21 protein-coding genes are annotated in these 23,461 nt (G+C 51.3%); 13 read left to right on the top strand and 8 right to left on the bottom strand.

Annotated elements, in window-relative coordinates; all coding sequences use genetic code 11:
• Positions 1-56 precede the first annotated feature (56 nt).
• Positions 57-974 carry a phosphatase gene (locus ACO064_RS21060; RefSeq protein WP_421829201.1) on the bottom strand — a complete coding sequence of 306 codons (918 nt, stop codon included), beginning with the start codon at positions 972-974 and terminating at the stop codon, positions 57-59.
• A gap of 210 nt (positions 975-1,184) precedes the next feature.
• On the opposite strand from ACO064_RS21060, the gene rpsU reads away from it, so the two are divergent.
• The 3 genes from rpsU to ACO064_RS21045 all read left to right on the top strand — a co-directional run bounded on the left by rpsU (position 1,185) and on the right by ACO064_RS21045 (position 3,170).
• Positions 1,185-1,382 (top strand): 30S ribosomal protein S21, encoded by a 198-nt coding sequence (gene rpsU, locus ACO064_RS21055; RefSeq protein ID WP_114404259.1) that lies wholly within the window; start codon positions 1,185-1,187, stop codon positions 1,380-1,382.
• 99 nt (positions 1,383-1,481) lie between these two features.
• Positions 1,482-2,369: a tyrosine-type recombinase/integrase gene (locus tag ACO064_RS21050; RefSeq protein ID WP_421829200.1), complete on the top strand. Its 888-nt coding sequence runs from the start codon at positions 1,482-1,484 to the stop codon at positions 2,367-2,369.
• A gap of 36 nt (positions 2,370-2,405) precedes the next feature.
• Positions 2,406-3,170, top strand: a complete 765-nt coding sequence (locus ACO064_RS21045; RefSeq protein ID WP_421829199.1) for an EboA domain-containing protein — start codon at positions 2,406-2,408, stop codon at positions 3,168-3,170.
• 1,029 nt (positions 3,171-4,199) lie between these two features.
• On the opposite strand, the gene ACO064_RS21040 is transcribed toward ACO064_RS21045, so the two are convergent.
• Together ACO064_RS21040 and ACO064_RS21035 are read right to left on the bottom strand one after the other, a co-directional pair.
• Entirely contained in the window at positions 4,200-4,844 is a 645-nt protein-coding gene (locus ACO064_RS21040) for a hypothetical protein (RefSeq protein WP_421829198.1), read from the bottom strand.
• A gap of 118 nt (positions 4,845-4,962) precedes the next feature.
• Positions 4,963-5,610 (bottom strand): DUF4136 domain-containing protein, encoded by a 648-nt coding sequence (locus ACO064_RS21035; RefSeq protein ID WP_421829197.1) that lies wholly within the window; start codon positions 5,608-5,610, stop codon positions 4,963-4,965.
• 199 nt (positions 5,611-5,809) lie between these two features.
• Here ACO064_RS21035 and ACO064_RS21030 point away from each other — a divergent pair, with 199 nt between their 5' ends.
• The 10 genes from ACO064_RS21030 to ACO064_RS20985 all read left to right on the top strand — a co-directional run bounded on the left by ACO064_RS21030 (position 5,810) and on the right by ACO064_RS20985 (position 15,940).
• A complete protein-coding gene (locus ACO064_RS21030) occupies positions 5,810-6,742 on the top strand; it encodes a TatD family hydrolase (RefSeq protein ID WP_421829196.1) in 933 nt (310 codons plus the stop codon).
• A 105-nt stretch (positions 6,743-6,847) separates the two neighbouring features.
• Complete coding sequence (gene eboC / locus ACO064_RS21025) at positions 6,848-7,720, top strand: UbiA-like protein EboC (RefSeq protein ID WP_421831048.1); 873 nt, start codon at positions 6,848-6,850, stop codon at positions 7,718-7,720.
• A 177-nt stretch (positions 7,721-7,897) separates the two neighbouring features.
• The gene (locus ACO064_RS21020) at positions 7,898-9,046 is read left to right on the top strand and encodes a 3-dehydroquinate synthase (protein WP_421829195.1); all 1,149 of its coding nucleotides are present in this window, start codon (positions 7,898-7,900) and stop codon (positions 9,044-9,046) included.
• On the top strand, positions 9,043-10,278 hold the full coding sequence (eboE, locus tag ACO064_RS21015; protein WP_421829194.1) for a metabolite traffic protein EboE: 1,236 nt from the start codon (positions 9,043-9,045) through the stop codon (positions 10,276-10,278). The genes ACO064_RS21020 and eboE overlap by 4 nt, the downstream gene beginning before the upstream one ends.
• Before the next feature lie 94 nt (positions 10,279-10,372).
• A complete protein-coding gene (locus tag ACO064_RS21010; protein WP_421829193.1) occupies positions 10,373-11,767 on the top strand; it encodes an alkaline phosphatase family protein in 1,395 nt (464 codons plus the stop codon).
• A gap of 251 nt (positions 11,768-12,018) precedes the next feature.
• A complete protein-coding gene (locus tag ACO064_RS21005) occupies positions 12,019-12,873 on the top strand; it encodes an SDR family oxidoreductase (protein WP_421829192.1) in 855 nt (284 codons plus the stop codon).
• Between the two features lie 19 nt (positions 12,874-12,892).
• Complete coding sequence (locus tag ACO064_RS21000; protein ID WP_421829191.1) at positions 12,893-13,753, top strand: SDR family oxidoreductase; 861 nt, start codon at positions 12,893-12,895, stop codon at positions 13,751-13,753.
• A 263-nt stretch (positions 13,754-14,016) separates the two neighbouring features.
• Entirely contained in the window at positions 14,017-14,391 is a 375-nt protein-coding gene (locus ACO064_RS20995) for an HPF/RaiA family ribosome-associated protein (protein WP_421829190.1), read from the top strand.
• Between the two features lie 384 nt (positions 14,392-14,775).
• Positions 14,776-15,141: a transposase gene (locus tag ACO064_RS20990; RefSeq protein ID WP_421831047.1), complete on the top strand. Its 366-nt coding sequence runs from the start codon at positions 14,776-14,778 to the stop codon at positions 15,139-15,141.
• Positions 15,142-15,169: 28 nt separating this feature from the next.
• A complete protein-coding gene (locus tag ACO064_RS20985; protein ID WP_421829189.1) occupies positions 15,170-15,940 on the top strand; it encodes a transposase in 771 nt (256 codons plus the stop codon).
• Between the two features lie 179 nt (positions 15,941-16,119).
• Here the strand turns inward: ACO064_RS20985 and metK are convergent, their stop codons facing one another.
• Genes metK through ACO064_RS20960 form a run of 5 tightly spaced genes read right to left on the bottom strand, consistent with a single transcriptional unit; the run spans position 16,120 to position 23,424 of the window.
• Positions 16,120-17,373, bottom strand: a complete 1,254-nt coding sequence (gene metK, locus ACO064_RS20980) for a methionine adenosyltransferase (RefSeq protein WP_421829188.1) — start codon at positions 17,371-17,373, stop codon at positions 16,120-16,122.
• Between the two features lie 57 nt (positions 17,374-17,430).
• Entirely contained in the window at positions 17,431-19,104 is a 1,674-nt protein-coding gene (locus tag ACO064_RS20975; protein ID WP_421829187.1) for a hypothetical protein, read from the bottom strand.
• The gene (locus ACO064_RS20970) at positions 19,101-21,374 is read right to left on the bottom strand and encodes a hypothetical protein (protein ID WP_421829186.1); all 2,274 of its coding nucleotides are present in this window, start codon (positions 21,372-21,374) and stop codon (positions 19,101-19,103) included. Before ACO064_RS20970 ends, ACO064_RS20975 begins: the two co-directional genes overlap by 4 nt.
• Complete coding sequence (locus tag ACO064_RS20965; RefSeq protein WP_421829184.1) at positions 21,371-22,564, bottom strand: BatA domain-containing protein; 1,194 nt, start codon at positions 22,562-22,564, stop codon at positions 21,371-21,373. Before ACO064_RS20965 ends, ACO064_RS20970 begins: the two co-directional genes overlap by 4 nt.
• Positions 22,564-23,424 (bottom strand): DUF58 domain-containing protein, encoded by an 861-nt coding sequence (locus ACO064_RS20960; protein WP_421829183.1) that lies wholly within the window; start codon positions 23,422-23,424, stop codon positions 22,564-22,566. The genes ACO064_RS20965 and ACO064_RS20960 overlap by 1 nt, the downstream gene beginning before the upstream one ends.
• Positions 23,425-23,461 lie beyond the last annotated feature (37 nt).

The raw sequence follows: 23,461 nt of genomic DNA, 5'->3' as shown, positions 1-23,461 counted from the left end.
AAAAAGTATAGTTAATTAGTTGTTTTCAAGATATTTCTGCGTCAAAAACGGCCGTTTCAGGATTGAGAAACACCGGCCATAACGCCTTCTTTCAGCGAATAGGTCGATACCCGAATCTGCTGAATCCCATAGGCCCGCAGCACATAATCGATCAGGCAAACGCCCACCACAATCATATCGACGCGCAACTCGATCATGCCCGGCAATTGCATCCGTTCTGCGTGGTTGCGGGTTAGTAACAATTCATATGCCCGGTAAAATTCGCGGATTGGCAACTCGAAAGCTGTCTGGTTTTCGTCCGGCAAATGGCCTTTTTCGTGCATAAACTGCAGATCGATCAGCGTATCGAACGAACCCGACGAACCCACCAGCACGACGGGTGCGTATTGATGAACCGCGTTCGTCAACGGCAGGAGTTGCTCCTGAAAATACCGGTTCAGCCGATTGACCGCCGACGGACTGATCGGGTCGGTATCCATAAACCGCTCCAGCAGCCGCTGCCCACCGATTTCAAAACTTTGTTTCCAGTAAACCCGTCGCTCCGTGCATAAAATAAATTCGACGCTGCCGCCACCAATATCGATCACCAGCGCCATTTTTTCGTCCAGAGCACCCGCAGCCCGAACACCGGCATAAATATACCCGGCTTCTTCGTCGCCCGAGATGGTGCGGATGACAATCCCGGTTTCCTGCCGAATCCGCTCAGTAAACTCGACTTGATTTCCCGCGCTGCGAATGGCGCTGGTACCGATGGCAACGACAGCTTCGGGCGACACCTGATGCCCATCGAGTACTTCGCGAAAATACCGCAAAACCATTAATGCCCGTTCGATGGCTTCGTTGGTGATAAGTCCCTGATTGATACCGGATTTCCCAATCTTCGTTGGTCGGCTTTCCCGAAAAAGCGTCCGCCCCGCGTCCGTAATCATCAAATGGAAGGTATTGGTTCCGAGGTCAATAACGGCTTGTTTCATGAATGGATGGATTGAATGGTTGTTGATGGCTAAAAATGGTTAAATGAGTATAATGGCTGGTGTCCATTTAACCATTTTTAACCATCAATAACCATTTAACCATTCGACCATTTCGTTGTTAATCATTTCGTACAAAACTATTGGTTTTTTCCTTCTGGAAACATACCTTTGCAATCCGTTTGGTATCAGAAAATTAACGAATTGCAGGATATGCTTATCATAAACGTCAAAGAAAACGAGTCAATTGACAAAGCCCTCAAGCGCTTTAAGAAAAAATTTGAAAAAACCGGCGTATTGCGCGCTCTGCGTTCCCGGACTGCTTTCCAGAAACCGTCGATCAAACGTCGTCAGGAAATTCTGAAAGCGGTTTACCGTGAAAAAATGTACGGCAGCAATAGTGAAGTATAGTCTGTAGTATAGCACCGACAACAGCATGGGTTGGCAGTAAGCATTCGCTTACTGCTTTTTTTATGGTATCTTGTTGTGCATTCCGACTCTCAACGCCCTATGGTTTCGACTTTCCTTGAACACATCCGCTACGAGAAACGCCTGAGCCACCATACCCTGACGGCGTATCGCATTGACATCGACCAGTTTCAGGCCTATCTGAAAAGCCAGTACGAACTGGAACAACCCGAACAGGCGACCTTTCACATGATTCGCTCCTGGATTGTGAGCCTGGTCGAAACCGGTTTGGATAAGACGTCCGTCAACCGAAAAATTGCCACGCTTCGGAGTTTTTTCGGGTTTATGCTCCGCCGGAAAGTCATTGCCGCCGACCCCATGCTGAAAGTTTCGGCGCTGAAAACCAGCAAAAAAATTCCGGTTTTTGTGGAAGAAAAACCGATGGAAACGCTGCTGGACGATGTCGATTTCCCGGATGATTTCAAGGGATTGCGCGATAAACTGGTGCTCGAACTACTCTACGGTACCGGCATCCGGCTTGCCGAACTGGTGGGGCTGAAAACCGCCGATGTCAATCTGTACGAAAAAACCATTACGGTGTTGGGCAAGCGCAATAAACACCGGATCATTCCGGTGCCGACGCCTTTGTTCACGTTGATTCAACAGTACCAGCAAACGAAGGAAATGGAGTTTGGCGCAAACGCCGACCCGGTTTTTCTGATCCTGAGCGACCAGGGCGTTAAATCGTACCCGGTTCTGGTTCAGCGGATTGTAAAGCGGTATCTGGGGTTGGTAACGACCCTGGAAAAGAAAAGTCCGCACGTGCTGCGCCATACTTACGCCACCCATTTGCTCAACCGGGGTGCCGATCTGAACGCCATCAAGGATTTACTGGGGCACAGCAGCCTGGCCGCGACGCAGGTCTATACGCACACGACGATCGACAAATTGAAGAAAGCGTATAATCAGGCTCATCCAAAGGCCGGGTAAGTTGGCAGTCGTCAATCTGCTTACTACTTTTACGGCATGAATTCGCCAGCACTTTCCGACACCCTCCTCGACCTGATCCGGCAGCAGCCCGGCGCTGAAAAAGCCGTTGCCTACCTGACCCAACAAGCCGACGCCTACCGGAACCAACCGACCACTGCGGTTTTCTACCGCGTATTTACTGCCATCCCGCGGTTTGTCGGCAAACAGCCCGTTTCTGTTTCGCCCGACCAGGCGCAGCAAATACATACGTTGCGGAACGGTTTTACTGTCGAAGACTGGTCGCTCGACCGGCTGGCGCGCGTTTGGTGGCTGCTACAATTGCCTGCCGACGATCCGGCGGTGTATGTCAGCACCATCGAAAACCTGTTCAAAGCCGCTGAAATGAATGAATTGATGGCTTTATATTCTGCCATACCCGCTCTACAGTTTCCCGAACACTGGCGGTTTCAGGCAACCGAAGGTGTTCGCAGTAACATGGGTCCGGTGCAGGATGCGCTCATGCTTCAGAATCCGTATCCGGCTGAACAACTGGACGAACCGGCCTGGAATCAATTGATTATGAAGGCTTTCTTCTGCGACAAACCGGTAGAAGAAATCCTCGGTTTTGAAGAACGCACCAATGAAACGCTGGCGCGCATTGCCGTCGACTACGCCCAGGAGCGTCGGGCCGCCGGACGCACCATTCCCCCGCAACTCTGGACACTGGTAAAACCGTTTGTAACCGACGCAAACCGGGCCGAACTGGAGGGTTTGCTACGAACCCACGGAGTGGCTGGCGACCCTGTTCAGCCTACAAAATGAATCATCCCTACGGGATTTTTTCACCCAATCACGTCTATTTCAGTGGGTTAAAACCCACCGCTACAAAATGAATCATCCCTACGGGATTGTTGGCCTAAACAATCCCGTAGGGATGACCCATTTTGTAGGGATGCAACACGGCAAGCCAGCAATCCCGTAGGGATGACCCATTTTGTAGGGATGCAACACGGCAAACCAGCAATCCCGTAGGGATGACCCATTTTGTAGGAATGCAACAGGGTAAACCAGCAATCCCGTAGGGATGACCCATTTTGTAGGAATGCAACACGGCAAGCCAGCAATCCCGTAGGGATGACCCATTTTGTAGGAATGCAACACGGCAAGCCAGCAATCCCGTAGGGATGACCCATTTTGTAGGAATGCAACACGGCAAGCCAACAATCCCGTAGGGATGACCCATTTTGTAGGGATGCAACACGGCAAGCCAGCAATCCCGTAGGGATGACCCATTTTGTAGGAATGCAACACGGCAAGCCAACAATCCCGTAGGGATGACCCATTTTGTAGGAATGCAACACGGCAAGCCAGCAATCCCGTAGGGATGACCCATTTTGTAGGAATGCAACACGGCAAGCCAACAATCCCGTAGGGATGACCCATTTTGTAGGGATGCAACACGGCAAGCCAGCAATCCCGTAGGGATGACCCATTTTGTAGGAATGCAACACGGCAAGCCAACAATCCCGTAGGGATGACCCATTTTGTAGGGATGCAACACGGCAAGCCAGCAATCCCGTAGGGATGACCCATTTTGTAGGAATGCAACACGGCAAGCCAACAATCCCGTAGGGATGACCCATTTTGTAGGGATGCAACACGGCAAGCCAGCAATCCCGTAGTGATGACCCATGTTGTAGGCTGAACACGGCAAGCCAGCAATCCCGTAGGGATGACCCATTTTGTAGGAATGCAACACGGCAAACCAGCAATCCCGTAGGGATGACCCATTTTGTAGGAATGACCGATTAAAAACCAATAAACGGGTGATTCCCGAAATCCGGGTTTAACTTATAACCAGCGATACGATAACCCAACCGAAAACAGCAAATTTGTACTGTTTTTCAATTCGTTATACTTGAAAAAGACGTGCTGGTACTGCGCCTGAATCTCTCCGCCGAGGTTATTATTTTTTCCAAACTGAAACTTGGCACCAATGGCCGGAGCCACCGCCCCCCGAACACCGGTTTTCTGATCCACCAGTGTGCCGTAATACCGGGCATAATCGACGTAAGCACCACCCGCGCCCAGTTGCACATACGGACGGAAAACCGAGTTGATGTCGTTCAGGTATACCGAACCAATCGCCAGTAAAGGGATGGTCGTCAGCACCCGGGTTTGTACCGCCGAGATGTCGGTTCCGTCTTCAAACGAAAACACCTGACGCGGTAACCGCTCCGAAACGTACTGCTGACCGATGCGCGCCCCAACCGAAAACCGCCCCGGAAACATGGCCTCAACGGCTACCGCAAAATTGCGGTTTCCCACCTTGTCGATGAAGTTCTGCTGGCTGCCCTGCGGCAGTCCAACGCCGTAAAAAACCGTAGCGCGGCCCGAGACAAACCGCTCGAAGAGGGTTTTGTTAAACTCGATGTCCCGCTCTTTTTGTTCCTGATCTGTCTGCGCCACTGCTCCCAGGGCCCAGAGGATGCCCATAAGACTCAATATGATTTTCGTATTCATGACTGTTTTTTTTGATGAAAGATGATAGACAAGAGATGAAAGACGGGATCGTCCTGATTGTCTTTTCTCTCTTGTCTATTCTCTTTATTCTCTACTGATTAGCCCGCAGGTAAGCCGATTGATCAAACACTTTGGTAATGATTGAATCCACCGAAGCGGCATCGAAAATACCGGTGCCGCGAATCTGGGCCTGCCAGATTACGTTCAACTCCTGACTGGCGGTATTGGCATTTTTCAAATCGATCAGTTGGATCAGCCAGTAGGTCTCGCTCACCTCGTAAAACGAATAATAGTTGGGGTAATACGGGTTGTAGCCCCCAAAACCGCCCAAACCGCCATAGCCCCAGTAATCGAGGTAATAGGGCGAAAAGGGCATGGAGTTAACCCCTACATAACTGTTGTTGACCCGCATCACGGAAACTCCCAGATCGGAGTTGGTGCTCCGGTTCACCCGCTGATAACCACGGCTGGTGAGCGTTTGGGCCAACCGATCCAGAAACGGCTGCTCAATTCCCGTCATGGAAAGTTGCTGCTGATCGTTGCTGACTTCCACCACCGAATCCGGCAGACTAAATGTTCTATAATTGGCAAAATTGACCGAACGATCATGATTGGTAATAAAAACCTGGCTCTCTTCGGGCGACAGGTTGTCGAGTGGGTCGGGTCGGCAGGAACTGATTCCACTTCCTATGCCTCCACAAACGCCCACCCACAGCAGAATCCGAACGATAGTTTTCATAAGTTACTGAATTTACCTTTTACATAATTAACGATAAACGCACCGCATCTATTTAACGAAATGGAGAAGGCATCGGTTTTTAATAATATTCTAATGGCTCAAAACCGGTTTTCAGAGCATCGGAATCACAATCGTTCTCTCCGTCGCTTGCAACTGGATGACTACCCAACTAACTTTGCTTTTTAAAGCCGACACACGCATGAGTTTTTTAGATACAGTACGCGGGATGAAGTTTTTTGACATGCACGTCCACATGACCTCCCGCACCACGGACGACTACCAGGCGATGGCCGACGCCGGGATTGTGGCCGTGATCGAACCGGCCTTCTGGCTCGGGCAGCCGCGCACGGGCGTCGATTCGTTCCGCGATTATTTTGCCAGCCTCGTGGGCTGGGAACGGTTTCGGGCGTCGCAGTTTGGCATCCGGCATTACTGCACCATCGGGCTGAACTCCAAAGAAGCCAACAACGAGGCTCTGGCCGAGCAGGTGATGGAAATTCTACCGCTGTTTATCTACAAGGAAGGCGTGGTGGGTGTGGGCGAAATCGGTTTCGACGACCAGACACCCGCCGAAGAAAAATACTACCGCGCCCAACTGGATCTGGCCAAAGAGGCCGGTTTGCCGGTGCAGATTCACACGCCCCACCGCGATAAAAAGCAGGGCACCAGCCGCAGCATGGACATTGCCCTCGAACACGGTCTGGACCCCGGCCTGGTGATTGTCGATCACAACAACGAAGAAACCGTCAAGGAAGTCCTGGATCGCGGTTTCTGGGCTGGTTTTACGATTTATCCGTTCACCAAGATGGGCAATGAGCGCATGGTGGAAGTGGTGAAGCAGTATGGCCCGGAACGCATCATGATCAACTCGGCGGCCGACTGGGGCATCAGCGACCCGCTGGCGTTGCCGAAAACCGCTGCCCTGATGAAAGAACGCGGTATTTCCGACGAAACCATTCGCCTGGTTACCTTCGAAAACGCCGTGACGGCTTTCGCCCAAAGTGGCCAGATCAGCCTTGCCGACTTCGAACAACCCATCGACATCGACCAGAGCCAGCGCTACAATGGCAGCTCGGTGCTGCGCGGAGGACAAGCGCCACGGGTGGATAAATCATCAACGATTATTAAGTAAAAAAATAATGAATATTGAATGTAGAATAGCGAATAACGAAGTTTAACGATCCGTCGACTTTCAGTATTCGCTATTCAATATTCATTATTCGATATTCCCTTGAACATCCTCCCGCTTCTTCGCCTAACCCGCCCTGCCAACCTCATCACCTCCATTGCCGATGTCATGGCGGGAATGGCCATTGCCGGTTATTACCTGATTCCGAATGCCGATCCGGTGCCGGTGGGCTGGCTTTGCCTGTCGACGGTCGGGTTGTATGGCGGGGGCGTGGTGTTCAATGATGTTTTTGATGCCGAACTCGATGCCGTCGAGCGCCCGGAACGGCCCATTCCGAGCGGGCAGGTGAGTCTGGGACAGGCAACTTTACTGGGAAGTGTATTATTGCTGATCGGTATTGTGGCCGCCTGGATGGTCAACCCAACGGCGGGGTGGCTGGCCATTGCGATTAGTGTTGCGTCGCTGGTTTACGATAAATTTGGAAAGCATAATGCCATCATCGGGCCGCTGAACATGGGCCTGTGCCGGGGCCTGAACCTGGTGCTGGGCATCAGTATTTTGCCCGATCAGGTGCCGCTGTGGGCGTCGCTGGGTGTGATTCCGATTGTCTATATTGCCGCTATTACGATGATCAGCCGGGGCGAGGTGCATGGTGGGAAGCCCATGGTTCTGCGGGTGGCCGGTTTGCTCTATGGACTCGTGATTGGTTGCATCGGCGCGATTGCCCAGCAACAACAGCAATTAGGAACGGCCATTCCGTTTCTTTTACTGTTTGGCTTCTTCATTTTTCCGCCCCTCTGGCAAGCGATTCGCGAACCAACGGGCCGCAACATCGGTATGGCGGTTAAATCGGGGGTGTTATCACTGATTGTGATGAATGCCGCGTGGGTGGCCGCTTTTGCCTCGTTTCCGCTGGCAATGCTTGTGGTTTGCCTGCTGCCGTTGTCGCGGCTGCTGGCCAAAGTATTTGCGGTGACGTAACCGAACGGTTCCGGCCAAACTCTTGTTTTAGAAGACAAACCGCCGGTTTGGTTGTTTATACGCTATTGCCCCCAACCCCCTAAAGGGGGCTTTAAGCATATGGCAAAAGCCCCCTTTAGGGGGTTGGGGGTAGACCAATTAGTAACCATACATTCTATTAACTTAGTATCCCAAGGAATGAATACCCTTCACCAGTCATTCAGCGTTCAGTTTACCTACGACGTTTACTTTTCCGATCGTTTGTTCGAAAGTACCAATCTTACCTTACTCGAGTTCCTCAAAAAACGACATTCGGAAGGGTTTCGCAAAAAACTGTTCTTCATTCTGGACGAAGGCGTTACCGATAGCCATCCCGGTTTACCGGAGCAAATCAAAGCCTATTTTGCCCCGATTTCGATGGTTGATCTTATCCCCGATTTACACATAATTCCCGGTGGTGAAGGAGCCAAAAACGATCCGGCACTGGTCGACCAGCTCATCGAGGCCGTGGATCGCTACGGCATCGACCGGCATTCCTACGTCATTGCCATCGGGGGCGGCTCGGTGCTTGATCTGGTGGGCTATGTAGCCGCGATTTCGCACCGGGGCATCCGTCACATCCGGATTCCGACGACGGTTTTGTCGCAAAACGATTCGGGCATCGGTGTCAAGAACGGCGTTAATTACCGGGGGAAAAAGAACTTCCTGGGTTCGTTTGCCCCACCGGTTGCGGTTTTCAACGACGCTGAGTTTCTGAAAACCCTCGACGACCGCGACTGGCGGGCGGGCATTTCCGAAGCCATTAAAGTCGCTTTGATCAAGGACCAACCGTTTTTTGAGTGGCTGGAAACGAACGCTGAAAAACTGGCCGCCCGCGATCTGGACACCATGCAATACCTGATTCACCGCTGCGCCGAGTTGCACCTCGACCACATTGCCAGTGGCGATCCGTTCGAAATGGGTTCGTCTCGTCCGCTGGATTTTGGGCACTGGAGTGCGCACAAACTCGAACAACTCACTGATTTTGAAGTTCGTCATGGCGAAGCCGTCGCCATCGGCATCGCCCTCGACAGCCTGTATTCCCAACGATTGGGCTGGCTCAGCGAAGCCGATACCCACCGCATTCTGAACCTGGAACGTACCCTCGGTTTTTCGTTATTCCATCCCGCTCTCGACGGCGACGGTTTACTGAAAGGGCTGAATGAGTTCCGGGAACACCTCGGCGGTCAACTGACGATCATGTTGCTGAAAGCCATTGGCAAAGGCGTAGAAGTACACGAAATGGATACGGAGCTGATTCGTGAAGCAATCGGTATTTTAAAAGAAAACGAAATTCAGCCCGCATGAAAACCCCGCTGGGACATCTCGGTTATTGCACGAATATTCACGCCGGTGAACACTGGGCGGAACATTTTATCGCGCTGCAACACGCCATTCCGACGATCAAACAAAAGCTTTCGCCCGATGCACCTTTTGGCATCGGCCTGCGGCTCTCCAACATCGCCAGCGTGGAACTCACGCAGCCCGAGCGGCTGAAGGAGTTTCAAAACTGGCTGACCGCCAACGACTGCTATGTCTTTACGATGAACGGTTTTCCGTATGGCGGTTTTCACAACACCCGCGTTAAAGACCAGGTTCACGCCCCCGACTGGCGAACCCCCGAACGGGTCGATTATACCATCCGGCTTTTTCATTTGCTGACGGCACTGCTACCGATCCATATGGCGGGCAGTATTATAGAAGCCGGGATTTCTACGTCGCCCCTCTCCTACCGCTACTGGTTTCAATGGAACAACCGGGACGAGCGCGATCTGGCGTTCGAAGCCACTACGCAACGGCTGATGACGGTCGTGGAAGAACTGGTTCGGATCAAACAGGCCGAAGGCATCAGTCTCCACCTTGACCTCGAACCCGAACCCGACGGTTTGCTGGAAACCGGCGACGAGTTTATCGAATGGTTCAATCTGTATCTGCTACCCATTGGCCTCGAACGGCTCAACGATGAGTTTGGCCTATCGGCGGGGGAAGCCGAAGCCGCTCTGCGCGAACACGTGCAGTTGTGCTACGACGTCTGCCATTTTGCGGTCGGCTACGAACGCCCGGACGAGGTGCTGAAAAAGCTGAAAGAGAATGACTTGAATGTCGGCAAAATCCAGATCAGCGCGGCTTTGAAAGCGACTTTTCCGGTGGAAGAAAACAGCCGGGAAGCGGTTCTGGATCAATTCCGGCAGTTCAACGAGCCCACGTATCTGCACCAGGTCGTTGCGCGGGATTCGAATGGCGATTTGCTGCGGTTTCCGGATTTGCCCGAAGCGCTGCTGGCCTTCGACGAAAGTCACGTCGAATGGCGGTCGCATTTCCACGTTCCGCTTTTTGTCGCGGATTACGGTTTGCTGCAATCGACGCAGGATGACATTTCGGAAGTCCTGCGATTACAGAAAGAGAATCCGTTTACACAGCAGTTGGAAGTCGAAACCTATACCTGGGAAGTGTTACCGGAAGATATGAAGCTGCGGCTGAATGACTCGATTGGGCGGGAACTCTTTTGGGTGTTGAATAAAATAAATAATATCGAATAATGAATGTTGAATAACCAATATCGAAGTTTAGAAGCCAGCGGAGTTACTTCGATATTCGTTATTCAATATTCATTATTCGATATTCCCCGATCTTATGAAAAAAACCGTAGTAATCGACGTGGTGGGCTTATCAGCCGCTTTGATTGGCGACCATACGCCTTTCCTGAAACAGTGGGTGGCCGAAAAGCAGCTTTCCAGCATCGAGCCGATGTTGCCCGCCGTCACGACCTCAGTGCAATCGACCTACGTTACGGGAAAATGGCCCACCGAAACCGGGATCGTCGGCAACGGCTGGTATGACCGGACGGAATGCGAAGTCAAATTCTGGAAGCAGTCGAATAAACTGGTGGGTGGCGAAAAAATCTGGGAACGTGCCCGGCAACTTGATCCGTCGTTTACGGTTTCCAAGATGTTCTGGTGGTACAACATGTATTCGTCCGCCGACTTTTCGGTAACACCCCGCCCGCAATACCACGCCGACGGTGTTAAAGCACCCGATTGTTACAGCCAGCCCGCCGACCTGCGCGACCGGCTTCAGGAAGCCCTCGGCACGTTCCCGCTGTTCAGTTTCTGGGGCCCTAATGCCAACATCAAATCGACCCGCTGGATTGCCGACGCGTCGCTGCTCGTAGACCGCTGGCACAACCCGACGCTGACGCTGATTTATTTGCCGCACCTGGATTACTGCCTGCAAAAATTCGGACAGGATTTCAGCAAAATCTCGAAGGAGCTGCACGAAATCGATGACGTCTGCAAGGACTTGATTCAGCATTACGAACGACAAAACGCCGAGATCATTCTTCTGTCGGAATACGGCATTACGAACGTCAGCCAGCCAATCCACCTGAACCGCCTGTTGCGGGAAGCCGGACTGATTCAGGTTCGGGTCGAACAGGGGCTGGAATTGCTCGATGCGGGCGCGTCACGGGCCTTTGCCGTGGCCGACCATCAGATTGCCCACGTCTACATCAACGACCCCTCCTGCACGGCGCAGGTGCGTTCGATTCTGGAAAAAACGCCGGGTGTCGAGCTGGTGCTAGATGAAGCCGGGAAAAAGAACTATCACATCGATCACGAACGGGCGGGCGATTTCGTCGTCATGGCGGACGCCAAAAGCTGGTTTACGTATTACTACTGGACGGACGACGCCAAAGCCCCGGATTACGCCCGGCTGGTCGACATTCATCGAAAACCGGGGTACGATCCGGTCGAGATGTTTATGGACCCGGCCAATCCAATGATCAAACTCAAAGCCGGGTACAAACTGATGCGCAAAAAGCTCGGCTTCCGGTATCTGATGAACATCATTCCGCTGGACGCCACGCTGATCAAAGGGTCACACGGGCGGGTGGGCACCCAACCTGCCGACCACCCGGTTTTTGTGTCGACGCGCCAGGGTCAGGCGAGTGCAAAACCGATACCGGCCATTGACGTTTACGATAAAATCTGGGAAGCCCTGACAGCGGAAATCCCTCAGAAGACGATCTGATATAGAACTCCTTACCCAAACCCGAAGCCGACTGTTTCCAAACTGTCGGCTTTTTTTATAGTCCGTTCGATAACAGAATCCAGTCAAAAGCCCGGCGATTCTGTTGTTGATTTAGTAGACAAAAGAGGTGAGGTGTGAGAGTAGTGACGTGGGGAATTCCGATGAACTCATCAAGTGTTGTCTTTCTTCTCTCATCTCACCTCTATCATCTACCCACGCTTTCTGATTTACTCAACAACGAAAGAAACGGTATGGAAACTAAAATTCCACCCCAGCACCAGGCTGTCCAGCCCGGTCTGGAAAGTGAACTTAATCCGCAGCCGAAAGTGATTCGGTACACCTACGTCGGGTCGGGAAAATTGCAAGACAAAGTGGCGTTGATTACGGGTGGGGACAGCGGTATTGGCCGGGCCGTCGCCGTCCATTTTGCCCGCGAAGGAGCCGATGTAGCCATTGCCTACACCCAGCGCGAAGAAAATGATGCCCAAAAAACCCGGGATCTGGTGAAAGCCGAGGGGCGGCAGTGTCTGCTTATACCCGGCGATCTGCGCGATCCGTCCTATTGTGAACAACTGGTCGAAGATACCGTCCGGCGGTTTGGCAAGCTCAACATCCTGGTGAACAATGCTGCCCTGCAACTCCAGCACCAGCGGTTTGAAGACATGACCGACGACGATCTGGTCAATACCTTCGAAATCAACATCTATTCGTTCTTTCGGGTCACCCGGGCGGCCGTGAAACACTTGCACGAAGGCGACAGCATCATCAATACGACATCCGTAACGGCTTTTCAGGGCCGCGCCGATTTGCCGGAATATTCGGCCACGAAAGGGGCCATCATGAGTTTTACCCGCGCGTTGTCGTCCAACCTGGCGAAGAAGAAAATCCGGGTGAACGGTGTGGCTCCCGGCCCCATCTGGACGCCCCTGAATCCGGCGTCGGTTCCGGCGGAGGAAGTTGCCCAGTTTGGTAAGGACGTACCGATGAAACGCCCCGGCCAGCCCAGTGAAGTGGCACCAGCGTATGTCTATCTGGCATCTATGGATTCCAGTTATGTCACCGGTCAAACCATTCACCCCAACGGCGGAACGATTATCAATGCCTGACCCAAAACTCTTTACAGCCATGAATCTGGAACTTGAAACACCACCTCAGCACCAGGAAGCGCAGCCGGGTCTGGAAAATGAGATGCATCCGCAGCCAATTTACATTCAGGATTCGTATGTCGGCACGGGAAAGCTGGAGAATAAAATTGCCCTCATAACGGGGGGAGACAGCGGAATTGGCCGGGCTGTTGCAGTTCATTTTGCGCGGGAAGGCGCCGATCTGGCTATCGTTCATCATCCGCGCGAACAGGAAGACGCCCAAAAGACCAAATCGCTGGTCGAAGCCGAAGGCCAACGCTGTTTGTTAATCGCCGGTGATCTTCGAAATTCATCTTTTATCAGACAATTAGTGGATCGGGTCATCGGTGAATATCACCACATTAACATCCTGGTGAACAACGCGGCCAACCACGTCGAACAACACGAATTTACCGACATTACGGACCAGCAGTTGACCGAAACCTTTGAACTCAACATTCTGGCCATTTTCCGGCTCACCAAACTAGTGCTACCCTACATGAATGCCTACGACTGCATCATCAATACCACCTCCGTGGTGTCGTACCGGGGCAGCAAGGCACTGATTGATTATGCCTCTACGAAAGGGGCCGTAACGGCGTTTACGCGCTCGTTATCGCAACATTTGGTGGAACGCAACATCCGGCTTAATGCCGTAGCTCCCGGCCCCATCTGGACACCCCTGATCGTGTCGACCAAAACGGAAGAGGAAGTCGCCGAGTTTGGCAAAGACACGCCCCTGGAACGGGTCGGGCAACCGGCTGAGGTGGCCCCCGCCTTCGTTTTTTTGGCTTCCGAAGATGCGTCTTACATCACCGGGCAGGTCATGCACGTCAACGGCGGAGAGATAGTCAATTCCTGAAAGCCCCTAAAAAATAAGGCAAAAAGGGCATTCTATCCCGATTTTCCAGACGACATAATTAGACAATAGAAAGAATCTTTGTATTGGTCTGACGGGGGGTTGGTACGATAAGTGTTGGTTGTGAGTCTTGAAGTAGCATTCGTACAGTTTTGGACAATATACTGAGTTGGATATTTCTTTCAGCCTATTGACTCTGTCAAATGGTTTTCCAAACTTAGGTAGTCCGTGGGTTCTTTGTTTAACTTTTAAACCATGTGACACGTATGAGAATTCAAATTCATTGCGTCCATTTTACAGCAGATCAAAAATTGCTGGACTTCATTCAGAAGAAGCTTGACAAATTAGAAACCTTCAACGACCGGATTATCAGCGGTGAAGTGTATTTGAGGTTAGAAGGAAGCGATACCAACAAAGTCAAACAGAAAATTTTCGAGGTTAAACTGTTTTTGCCCGGCGACTCCATTTTTGTCCGCCAGCAAGGTACCACGTTTGAGGAAGCAACCGACGTGGTGATCGATACGCTCAAAAACAAGTTAAAACGCCATAAAGATAAACAGCGAAGTATTTCCGCCCAGCAGATCAAGGAGTCGACCGACCTCGTCGAAGCGGACACCGTCAACGAAGACATCGAATATTAGCCGATAATTTTTCAACAAAAAAGCCGCCCCGAAAAGGCGGCTTTTTTGCATCTCTCGATTTTAGGGTCTCATTGAAAATAGGTAATACTATTACTTTCAGGTAATTACCGTTTCTACAGACAAAAAAACCACCTCGTAATAATGTCATTTCTGGCAAAAACGAGGTAGTTTTCCATTTTATAGAAACATAATTATGAATCAAATTCCAAAGAATCTTCTGGATCGCCAAAAAAACTGGCCCAAAAATTCCCTTTCCCTGCCGTAAGCAGGTTTTGCAACGGCTCGTTAGGCAAGCTCTGGAGCGTACTGCCATGGGCGGAATTAGTCACCACCGTTCGGTTGCCTCCTCCTAAAAACAAAGCCGGTGCTAAGCCCTGGCTGGATGTGCAAGGTGGTATTGCTTTGTTGTTTTTGAAGCACTATGAAAACCTGAGCGATGCCAAGTTGGTTGAAAACTTATCGGTCAACAGCAATTATCAACTATTCTGTGGCTTAGTACTACAGAACCACGAGCAGATCCGTGACTTATCGCTGGTGAGCCGCTGGCGCAGTAAGCTGGCCCACTATCTGGATAAAGACCTGTTTCAGAGTTGTCTACAGCGGGAGTGGAAACCATCGCTATCTCACCCGCATGTCCACAAACAAGATGCGACTTGTTACGAGTGGTCCGCCACCGCGGTCCTACATTACCTATCCCACCAGTGTCAAGTTGCTCTGGCAGGGATGCATCTGGGTCTATCGCCAACTTAAACTACGCTGTAAAGCCGGCAAGCGAACCATGCCCCGCAGTCAATTTCGGCAACAACGGCACAAGCAACGGGCTTATCAGTTGTCGAAAAAGCCCTCTCATCGTCAGCAAGTGAAACGCCGGAAGACGTTGGTCTATCTACTGGATAAGCTCATTACACAGCTCAAAGAACAGGGTTCAGATTCGTTGAAGACTACCGATCAGCAGCGCTTAACAACCATCAAAACGCTGCTATTTCAACAACGGCAGCAGCTGCAACTCCCCGAATCAAAGATCAATCATCGGATTGTCTCACTGCATAAACCGTACCTGCGGCCGATTGTACGGGGCAAAGAAAACAAGCCCTGTGAGTTTGGAGCGAAAGTACAGATCTATCAGGTGGGCAATTTGGACTTCATCGAACACTTGAGCTTTGAGGCTTTCAACGAATCCACTCGTTTTCAGTCCACGATCCGTCACCATCAGGAGCACTTACATACTGCTGTCAAGCAAGTAGCGGCTGACCGCATTTATGCGACGAATGCCAATCGCAGCTTTTGCCACCAACACCAGATTCATACCTGCTTCGACCCGAAAGGACGCCCATCTCAAGATCCTTTAAAGCGAAAACAGGCTCGACAACTTCGTCAGGTCCTGACTAAAGAACGCGGTACGCGCCTGGAAGGAAGTTTTGGCAATCAGAAGAATCACTATCTGGCGGCAAAAATCCGGGCTAGAAATCAGCCCAATGAAGAATTGTGGATTTACCTAGCTGTTCACACGGCTAACGCCAGTAAAGTCAAAAATCAACTCTTTGTCTAAGGGTTACAACTAAGGCCGAAACGTATATACCCTCGACAAGAAAGGGATAGGAGAAGCATGCCTTTTCTGCTCCCGATGGAGTCAATTACCAATCAGGTACCCTCAAAACACAATAGGGTTCTGCCAAATTTTGTTTGGCAGAACCCTATTTTCAATGAGACCCTATTTTAGTTCATCGACTACAACCCGAACGCTTCTTTCACTTTATCGACGTAGTCGAGTTTTTCCCACGTAAATAGCTCTACTTCAACTTCTTTCGTGCTGCCGTTCATCCCGAACACCTTTGTCACAACCTGGTTTTCCCGGCCCATGTGTCCGTAAGCGGCCGTTTCCGAATAAATCGGGTTCCGGAGTTTCAGCCGTTGCTCGATGGCATACGGACGCATGTCGAACAGTTCTTCGATTTTGGTTGCAATTTCACCGTCGGTCAGATCGACCTTGGCCGAATTATACGTATTGACGTACAAACCGCAGGGTTTGGCCACCCCGATGGCGTAGGAAACCTGAACCAGAATCTGATCGCAAAGACCAGCCGCTACCAGGTTTTTGGCAATGTGCCGCGTGGCATAAGCTGCCGAACGGTCTACTTTCGAGGGATCTTTGCCCGAGAAAGCACCACCGCCGTGCGCACCCTTGCCGCCGTAGGTATCGACGATGATCTTGCGACCCGTCAAACCCGTATCACCGTGTGGTCCGCCAATGACAAACTTGCCCGTCGGGTTGATGTGATAGGTAATGTTATCGGAAAATAAAGCCTGCAATTCCGGCTTTAAGCCAGCTTTCACGCGGGGAATAACGATGTTGATGATGTCTTCACGGATGCGTGCCAGCATCACGGCGTCTTCATCAAAATCATCGTGTTGCGTCGAAACCACAATCGTATCAATCCGAATGGGCTTGTCGTCGTCGCTGTATTCAATCGTCACCTGCGATTTGGCATCCGGCCGGAGATACGGTAAAATGGCCGGATCGTTGTTGCGGATATACGACATTTCCTGCAAAATCTTGTGGGCCAGATCCAGCGGCAACGGCATGAAATTGTCCGTTTCGTTGGTCGCATACCCAAACATCATGCCCTGATCGCCCGCGCCCTGATCCTCCGGATTGGTGCGCTCAACGCCCTGGTTGATGTCGGCCGACTGGTCGTGGATGGCAGATAAAATACCGCACGAATCGGCCTCAAACATGTATTCACTCTTGGTATATCCAATACGCCTGATAACCTCCCGGGCAATTTTCTGAACATCGAGGTAGGTGCTCGTTTTTACCTCACCTGCCAGCACCACCTGTCCGGTGGTCACCAGGGTTTCGCAGGCGACCTTGCTGGAAGGATCGTAGGCCAGAAAATGATCGATCAATGCATCGGAAATCTGATCCGCGACTTTGTCGGGATGTCCTTCAGAGACTGACTCTGAGGTAAATAGATAGGGCATTGTACGTAAGATTTAAGACTAAAAACAGCCGCAAAGCTACTGGAATTTTACGACAGGTCAAATGCTAAATTTAGGTTCGACCCAAAGCGCGGTCAACCCACTGAGGAATAGCAGGATCCAGACCCAATCCGGAATTTTCGCCGGAAAACCGCCTTCAGAACCGGCGGCTGTATTAACCGCAGCAGTCGACCGGGCGCGGAGGTAATCACTCGCCAACCGGTTTCCGAATACCGGTTTTTCGCCCGGCTGGTCGACGTAAACCGCCAGACTGTCCTGCAATGCCACCCAGCCAGCCCGGCCAAACCCATACGAAACCTCAGCCGACAGGGGATTGATGGCCGAATAATCGAGCCTGACCGTGTCGTTTCCCAGTCGGATTTCAGCCGGTTTCCGGGTCAGATTATTAAAGTGAATGACGGATCGGAGGCCTTTAAAAACCGGTGCGTCGAGCTGGATGTTGTCTGTAAAGGTAGGTTGTAAGGGCGTCAGAATGGCCGTCCAGATCCGGTCGTACGCAACGCTGTCGCCACTCAGTTTCAGAGGAAACGTCTCGCTAACCAGACTGAGCCCGATTTTGGCGCTGGTTTTCTGAACCGCTACCGGATAATCGGCCACCGGAAACTGATTCAGGGCCTCCGTAAGCTGAAAAGGCAACGCCTGCAGCCCGTTCCCGATCATAATGGTCGCTTCATTCGATAACCGCTTCAATTTCCAGCCCGTCCCCAAAGCCCGGTTGATGGTTTTCGTGTCGGTTTCGGCGTCCGACAAATTAATAAACAGCACCGGTTTTCCCTGCGCTACAGCCTTCTTAACAACAGGATTTGTCGCGTTGGCCGGATCGGTGATGATCACGTCGGGCGGAACCGCCCGGTTAATGCTCAGACGGCTGTTCATGTCTTTGGAAATCGTGGACGTTACCTGGACGGAAAAACCTTTTTTACCCAGCCAATCGGCGAGTGTTCTGCTTTCAAAATCCGGGCTGTCGAGAATAAACTGGTAAGCAATGGGTTCCGAACTTCGGCTGAAATACCGGAGCGTGTCCAGCGGTTTCTGATCCAGCACCAATGCCACTTCGGTGCGTCCCTGCGAGAAGGCCGGAAACTGAAAATTAAAATCCGTCGTACCGTTTTTTACGGATAAACTATCCAGCGTCTGGTTGCCATACCGGAGCTTCAGCACCTGCTCCTGCGACGATTGAAGACGCCCCCGCACCGACTGCATTTCGCCTTTGCGAAGGATGGCTTTCCAGCGCAGCAACTGCACCTGATCGGGTTGGGCATACGGAATCCACTGAACAGTTTGCCGACTCAACTGCCCCAGCATATCGGGCGAAAAACCGGTACCGATCAAGGTAACGGTATCGATCATTCCGTCGGCCAGTCGCGACCGGAACGAAGTTTCCCTAAACGCACTGACGCGAACGACTTCCGGGTTTTTCAGACTGTCTTTCAGTTGACTGATCGCCGAAGCAGGCACGTTCGAATCCACGATCCAGACCGACGTTGAATCGGGCTTTATTTCCCATTCAATCTGAAGAAAATACGCCAGCAGAAAGCTCCAAAGCAAGACGTTCAAAGCTCCCCGAATCCATTTTCTCCGAACCGAAAGGGTGCCGTTTCTGACGACCAGCCCCACCTGCACCACGAGCAAAACCGCCAGAAGCAACAGGATCAACCAGCTAACGAAATCAGCCGGGTTAAATGAAATCGTAAACCGGTTCAATACGCTCATTTTAAATGCCGCCAGAACGACTGTTCTAATTTCTTTTCGCTGGAATACGAGCCCATTTCGGTTCGTTTCCGGTTTTGGGATGAACCAGCCGCCAGACGATACAATTTTGTTTTCAAATCCATTCGCTCTTTATCAGACAGTTTTTTACCGCTTCCCAGTTTCTGTAATCCACTGATCACCGACCAGTTTGACAATCCGCTGTTCAGGATGTCATTCGTCAGGGATGAACTTAGTTGCTGTACGTTTTTTTTCTGGTTTTGATCCAAGGTTTTCAATTCCAGATAGCCCAATACTTCCCCAACCAACTGCCCGGTCCGTACCAGATCGTACATCCGTTCCTGATTCAGGTTGGTATTGACCTTTTTTAATTCGCCGGTCAGGCGGGTTTCTTTTTCTTTGATGGGGGGCGGATCGTAGCCGCTTTTCTTCACAAACGTCCGGGCTTTGTGCTGGGCGGCTTTCAGATAAATCAGGGCTTTATTCTCGAACGGCAACGCTTTTTCCGGTTCGTATAACCGCAGGTGCAACTCCGATTGCCACATCTGCTCCAGCGCCATTTTCAACAAACTACGGGTCGATTGTTCGTAAAATGTGTTGGTTTCGGCGTCGTCGTGGGCGTGGATATACTGCTCCATCAAAGCTGCCACCGGGTCTTCATTGTCGCTTTTAGCCTGATCCGCGTGGTCGTGGCCGTGTTGATCCGGAGCGGGCAAATCCTTTTTCTGCTGTTCTTCAGCTTTTTCGGCCAGCTTGAACGCAAACGGTTTGGGCGCATTTTTTTCTTCTTCGGTGTCGTGCTTGTGAATAAATCCTTCCAGCACATTGCCCTCAGCTACTAAATCATGCCCACCAATCGAATTTTCAAACTCCTCGCCCAAATATTGCCCATACCGCAACCGCAGCACTTTCTGGTCAAAACCGATTTCGTTGGACGTACTTTTAAAATCTTTGGCCGCGAGTTTTTTGCGTTTGGCAATCAGCTTTTCCGTGTCGATAATAATTTGCCGCTGGCTGCGAAAATACTCCGGCATGATGTTTACGGCCATCGTTGCCAGTTCGGCTTCTTCCACCCGGGCGGTATCTTTATAGACGACAAAATAGGTGTCGGATTTGGCAAAATTTGGTTCCGGTTCTTTGTTATCGATGGCCGCCCAGTAATAATAAAGTTCGTCGCCCGGCGCAAAATTGAGGGCTTTCAGATCGATGTTTTTTGTCAATTGGGCCTCTTTGAAATTGGTTTGAGGCAACGAAAATTTCACTTCCCGGAACTTCACACTTTCACCGGAACCACGCGCTACCGTGGCTACAATGAAGGCTTGCCGAATTTTAAAATCGTCGGAAATCCGCGCCGAAATCCGTAGGTTTTTGTCATCTTTCAGAAAATGAAACCGGTATACTTCCTTGGAATCCGGCTGAATTTTCGGTGCCAGATCGGGTTGTGCTTCCAGCCGGTAATAATCCGATTGGTAAATCAGTGAGTCTTTTCCAGTCGGCGTTTTCCAGTAGCCTTTGAGGGCATAAATTCCGGAACTAACCAACTTATCGCGGTATTCAAAAACATTCCCAGCTTTTTTAAAAGCCACTTCTTCACCCCGGTTATTCACCAGGCGAACCGAAACGGTTTTGGATTCACTGAACGTTAACTTCCATTTTAGCAGCGAACCGCTTACAGCTGATGCGTTCAGATCTGATGATTCTTTGACCGTCAAACCGGTATAGGTAGGCGGTTGGATCTGCAACGAAGCCGACTGAAAAGCGGGCGCAACGGGGCGATTTTCTTTGACAAGAACCGGCATGTATTTCGTCAACTGTTTCTGAACAACCGGGTTCGATTGCAGCAGTGGATAGCCGTAATAAACCGACACGGAAAGCAACACGAGCAATCCATAAAAACCGGTTTTTGAAAAAATTACCGACAGATACCGGCTCGCGGGAATCCGGACCGTCTGTACTCGTTCGTTCAACCGCGCCAGTTGGAGCTGTTCTGCAATGTTCAGTTCGTCTTTCTCCAGCAACGGCAAGCTGTATTCCGCATCGCCCACCAGTCGGTGCATGATCCCGATGGCCTGCGGTTTTTTGTTCTGAAACAGACCGGTAAACCAGGCTCCGAATCCAAAGCCCAGCACCCCGAGGATAGCCGCCGTTTCCAGCGAAAAACCGCAGAGCCGGGCCATTATCCCCACCGCAATGCCAAGCAAACTGCTCTTCAGCAGCGCGTTGGCGACAAGCTGGTAGATGATCGTCGACAGGGTGTTTTTCAGTTCGTTCATGCGTTCTGTCTTAAAGCCATCCAACGTTCCAGGCCGATCAAACCGACGAACACCAGCAAAAGCCAATTTCGAATGTTTTCCGGCTGCTGCGCCCGTCGTTCCTCCGTCGAAACAAACAGCGTGTTTAACTGCTCCTGACTCAGTGGAAACGGATTCGGTTTGAGGTTAAAATGCCGGATCAGCAGTTCGCCCAACCATTCCGGCAATTGCCCGGTTCGCACCAGTTCGGCGGTTTTTGGGGTCAGTTTTTCTTCCCGGTATACCACATTCGGAACCCTCGGAGCGTTGAGTTTCCCCGAAACTACGTAAAGCGTTTGGGGCGCGGGAGCAACCACCTCCCGATCCGTTAAAACCCAGTCATACCCGGTTTTCAGTCTCTTTTGCACGTCGATCTGAATCCCCAGCGCATACACGTCCGACAAAGCATTCAAAGCCGCCAGTACGGTTTGCCGTTCGGTTTTATCATTGAAATCGACCAAGGCCGTCAACCGCCCCGAATGCGCCGGAGCATCCTGAAAACGAATGCCTTTGCTCAGGCCCGAACTGTTGACTAGCTGATTGGAAGCATTCACATATACGTTGCCGCTGCCCGGTAATTCCAGATATGGCCGAAGCGGGCGACTCGCCGAATCAACCATTGTGTGCAATTTAAACTTCGCCGGAACCCGAATAAACGGGACATCCGCCAGTTGCTGGTTATTCAGGACATACAGGTGTAATTCCGACGGTTTTGCCGATACGGCATTGATGCTCGATTGCAATACATCCGGATTAAATAACCGTTGATCAGGCAATTGCATCGGATCGTCCGTTGCTTCGGTCGCGGCATCGATCCAGTAAACCGCTTCTCCTTTTTTGATCGCTTCCGCCAGTTCAAACCGGTAATTATCGACCACCATCTTCTCCGGCTGCACCAGGTGGATTTTCCCGACTACCACCGGTTTTGTCAATCCGGTCAGGATCGGTTGGCTCAGTAAAAGCGCCAGCAGAATCACGACCAGACAACGCAGAATCAGTAACAGGATATTATCGAGCTTGATACCCCGCTGCTGTTGCTGGTTCTTTTCCTGAAGCCAGCGCGTGGCGGCCCAAGCCAGGGTTTTGCCCCTTTTCTGGTGCCAGAAATGGATGACCACCGGAATCACCACGGCCCCAATTCCCCACAAAAACAACGGTTGTAGAAACTCCATTAAACGCTCCTCCTGGTCAGAAAATCTTTTAGTGCCCCGGCGATGGGCTCACTCAGTTTTACGCGAATCAGATGAACGTGCGGCAGCAACAATTCTTCCTGTAATTTTTTGAAATAGGCCGAAACCGCCTGTTGAAACGTCTCTTTAATCGTTTCGGCCTGCACTTCAATTTCCCGGTCGGTTTCCAGGTCCTTAAACCGGTAAAAACCGCTTAGGTTAAAATCCGTTTCCTGATCGCCGAGCAGTTGAAAAATGGCAATTTCCCGGCGCGGACTGGCTACGGTTTTAATCAGTTGTAACCACTCATCGTCCACTTGCAGGAAGTCCGAAACCATCACCAGCAACTCCTTTTGCTTCTGCTGAAACTCCGGAAACCGGGCCTGCTTGGGTAGCCAGGTCCCGGAAGCCGTGGCCTTTTGCAGGGCGAACAAAATCCGCTGAAAAGCCTGCTTGCCGGTCGGGACCAACGTCTGCAAGGCTTCGTTTTGCAAGGCATACAAACTCATCTGGTCGCTTTGCCGGTAGCCCAGGTAGGCCAGCGAAGCCATCAACAATTTCGCATACTCCAATCGGCTGACGCCCTGCTCGGTGTAATTCATGGAACCGGATAAATCCAGCAAAAAGCGGATTTGCAGGTTGCTTTCCGTCGCCGATTCCCGCACGAGGTGTTTGTCGGTTCGGGCGTATAATTTCCAGTCGATGCGCCGGGGATCATCGCCGGGTTCATAATGGCGGTATTGCTCAAACTCCGTCCCCGACCCCGATCGTTTGCTGGCGTGAATCCCCAGCAGCAGCTCATCGCTGACGAGTTTGCCGGCGAGTTGCAGGTTGTTGAGCTTGATGAGATCTGTGGCTAGCATAATTTGGGTTATTACACAGAGTTGATCAGAGTTAATC

It is taken from the genome of Larkinella sp., from assembly GCF_965227735.1.
In the GTDB taxonomy this organism is placed as follows: Bacteria; Bacteroidota; Bacteroidia; order Cytophagales; family Spirosomataceae; genus Larkinella.
This window is presented reverse-complemented; position numbering and strand designations above follow the sequence as displayed.

What these genes read in the sequence shown, in the direction of transcription:
- ACO064_RS21010 (WP_421829193.1), top strand. Translation starts at nt 10,373, where the DNA reads ATGAAAAAAACCGTAGTAATCGACGTGGTGGGCTTATCAGCCGCTTTG.
- ACO064_RS21005 (WP_421829192.1), top strand. Translation starts at nt 12,019, where the DNA reads ATGGAAACTAAAATTCCACCCCAGCACCAGGCTGTCCAGCCCGGTCTG.
- ACO064_RS20995 (WP_421829190.1), top strand. Translation starts at nt 14,017, where the DNA reads ATGAGAATTCAAATTCATTGCGTCCATTTTACAGCAGATCAAAAATTG.
- ACO064_RS20960 (WP_421829183.1), bottom strand. Translation starts at nt 23,424, where the DNA reads ATGCTAGCCACAGATCTCATCAAGCTCAACAACCTGCAACTCGCCGGC.
- ACO064_RS21000 (WP_421829191.1), top strand. Translation starts at nt 12,893, where the DNA reads ATGAATCTGGAACTTGAAACACCACCTCAGCACCAGGAAGCGCAGCCG.
- ACO064_RS20985 (WP_421829189.1), top strand. Translation starts at nt 15,170, where the DNA reads ATGCCCCGCAGTCAATTTCGGCAACAACGGCACAAGCAACGGGCTTAT.
- ACO064_RS21035 (WP_421829197.1), bottom strand. Translation starts at nt 5,610, where the DNA reads ATGAAAACTATCGTTCGGATTCTGCTGTGGGTGGGCGTTTGTGGAGGC.
- ACO064_RS21050 (WP_421829200.1), top strand. Translation starts at nt 1,482, where the DNA reads ATGGTTTCGACTTTCCTTGAACACATCCGCTACGAGAAACGCCTGAGC.
- ACO064_RS21030 (WP_421829196.1), top strand. Translation starts at nt 5,810, where the DNA reads ATGAGTTTTTTAGATACAGTACGCGGGATGAAGTTTTTTGACATGCAC.
- ACO064_RS20965 (WP_421829184.1), bottom strand. Translation starts at nt 22,564, where the DNA reads ATGGAGTTTCTACAACCGTTGTTTTTGTGGGGAATTGGGGCCGTGGTG.
- ACO064_RS21045 (WP_421829199.1), top strand. Translation starts at nt 2,406, where the DNA reads ATGAATTCGCCAGCACTTTCCGACACCCTCCTCGACCTGATCCGGCAG.
- rpsU (WP_114404259.1), top strand. Translation starts at nt 1,185, where the DNA reads ATGCTTATCATAAACGTCAAAGAAAACGAGTCAATTGACAAAGCCCTC.
- metK (WP_421829188.1), bottom strand. Translation starts at nt 17,373, where the DNA reads ATGCCCTATCTATTTACCTCAGAGTCAGTCTCTGAAGGACATCCCGAC.
- ACO064_RS20975 (WP_421829187.1), bottom strand. Translation starts at nt 19,104, where the DNA reads ATGAGCGTATTGAACCGGTTTACGATTTCATTTAACCCGGCTGATTTC.
- ACO064_RS20970 (WP_421829186.1), bottom strand. Translation starts at nt 21,374, where the DNA reads ATGAACGAACTGAAAAACACCCTGTCGACGATCATCTACCAGCTTGTC.
- ACO064_RS21020 (WP_421829195.1), top strand. Translation starts at nt 7,898, where the DNA reads ATGAATACCCTTCACCAGTCATTCAGCGTTCAGTTTACCTACGACGTT.
- ACO064_RS21060 (WP_421829201.1), bottom strand. Translation starts at nt 974, where the DNA reads ATGAAACAAGCCGTTATTGACCTCGGAACCAATACCTTCCATTTGATG.
- eboE (WP_421829194.1), top strand. Translation starts at nt 9,043, where the DNA reads ATGAAAACCCCGCTGGGACATCTCGGTTATTGCACGAATATTCACGCC.
- ACO064_RS21040 (WP_421829198.1), bottom strand. Translation starts at nt 4,844, where the DNA reads ATGGGCATCCTCTGGGCCCTGGGAGCAGTGGCGCAGACAGATCAGGAA.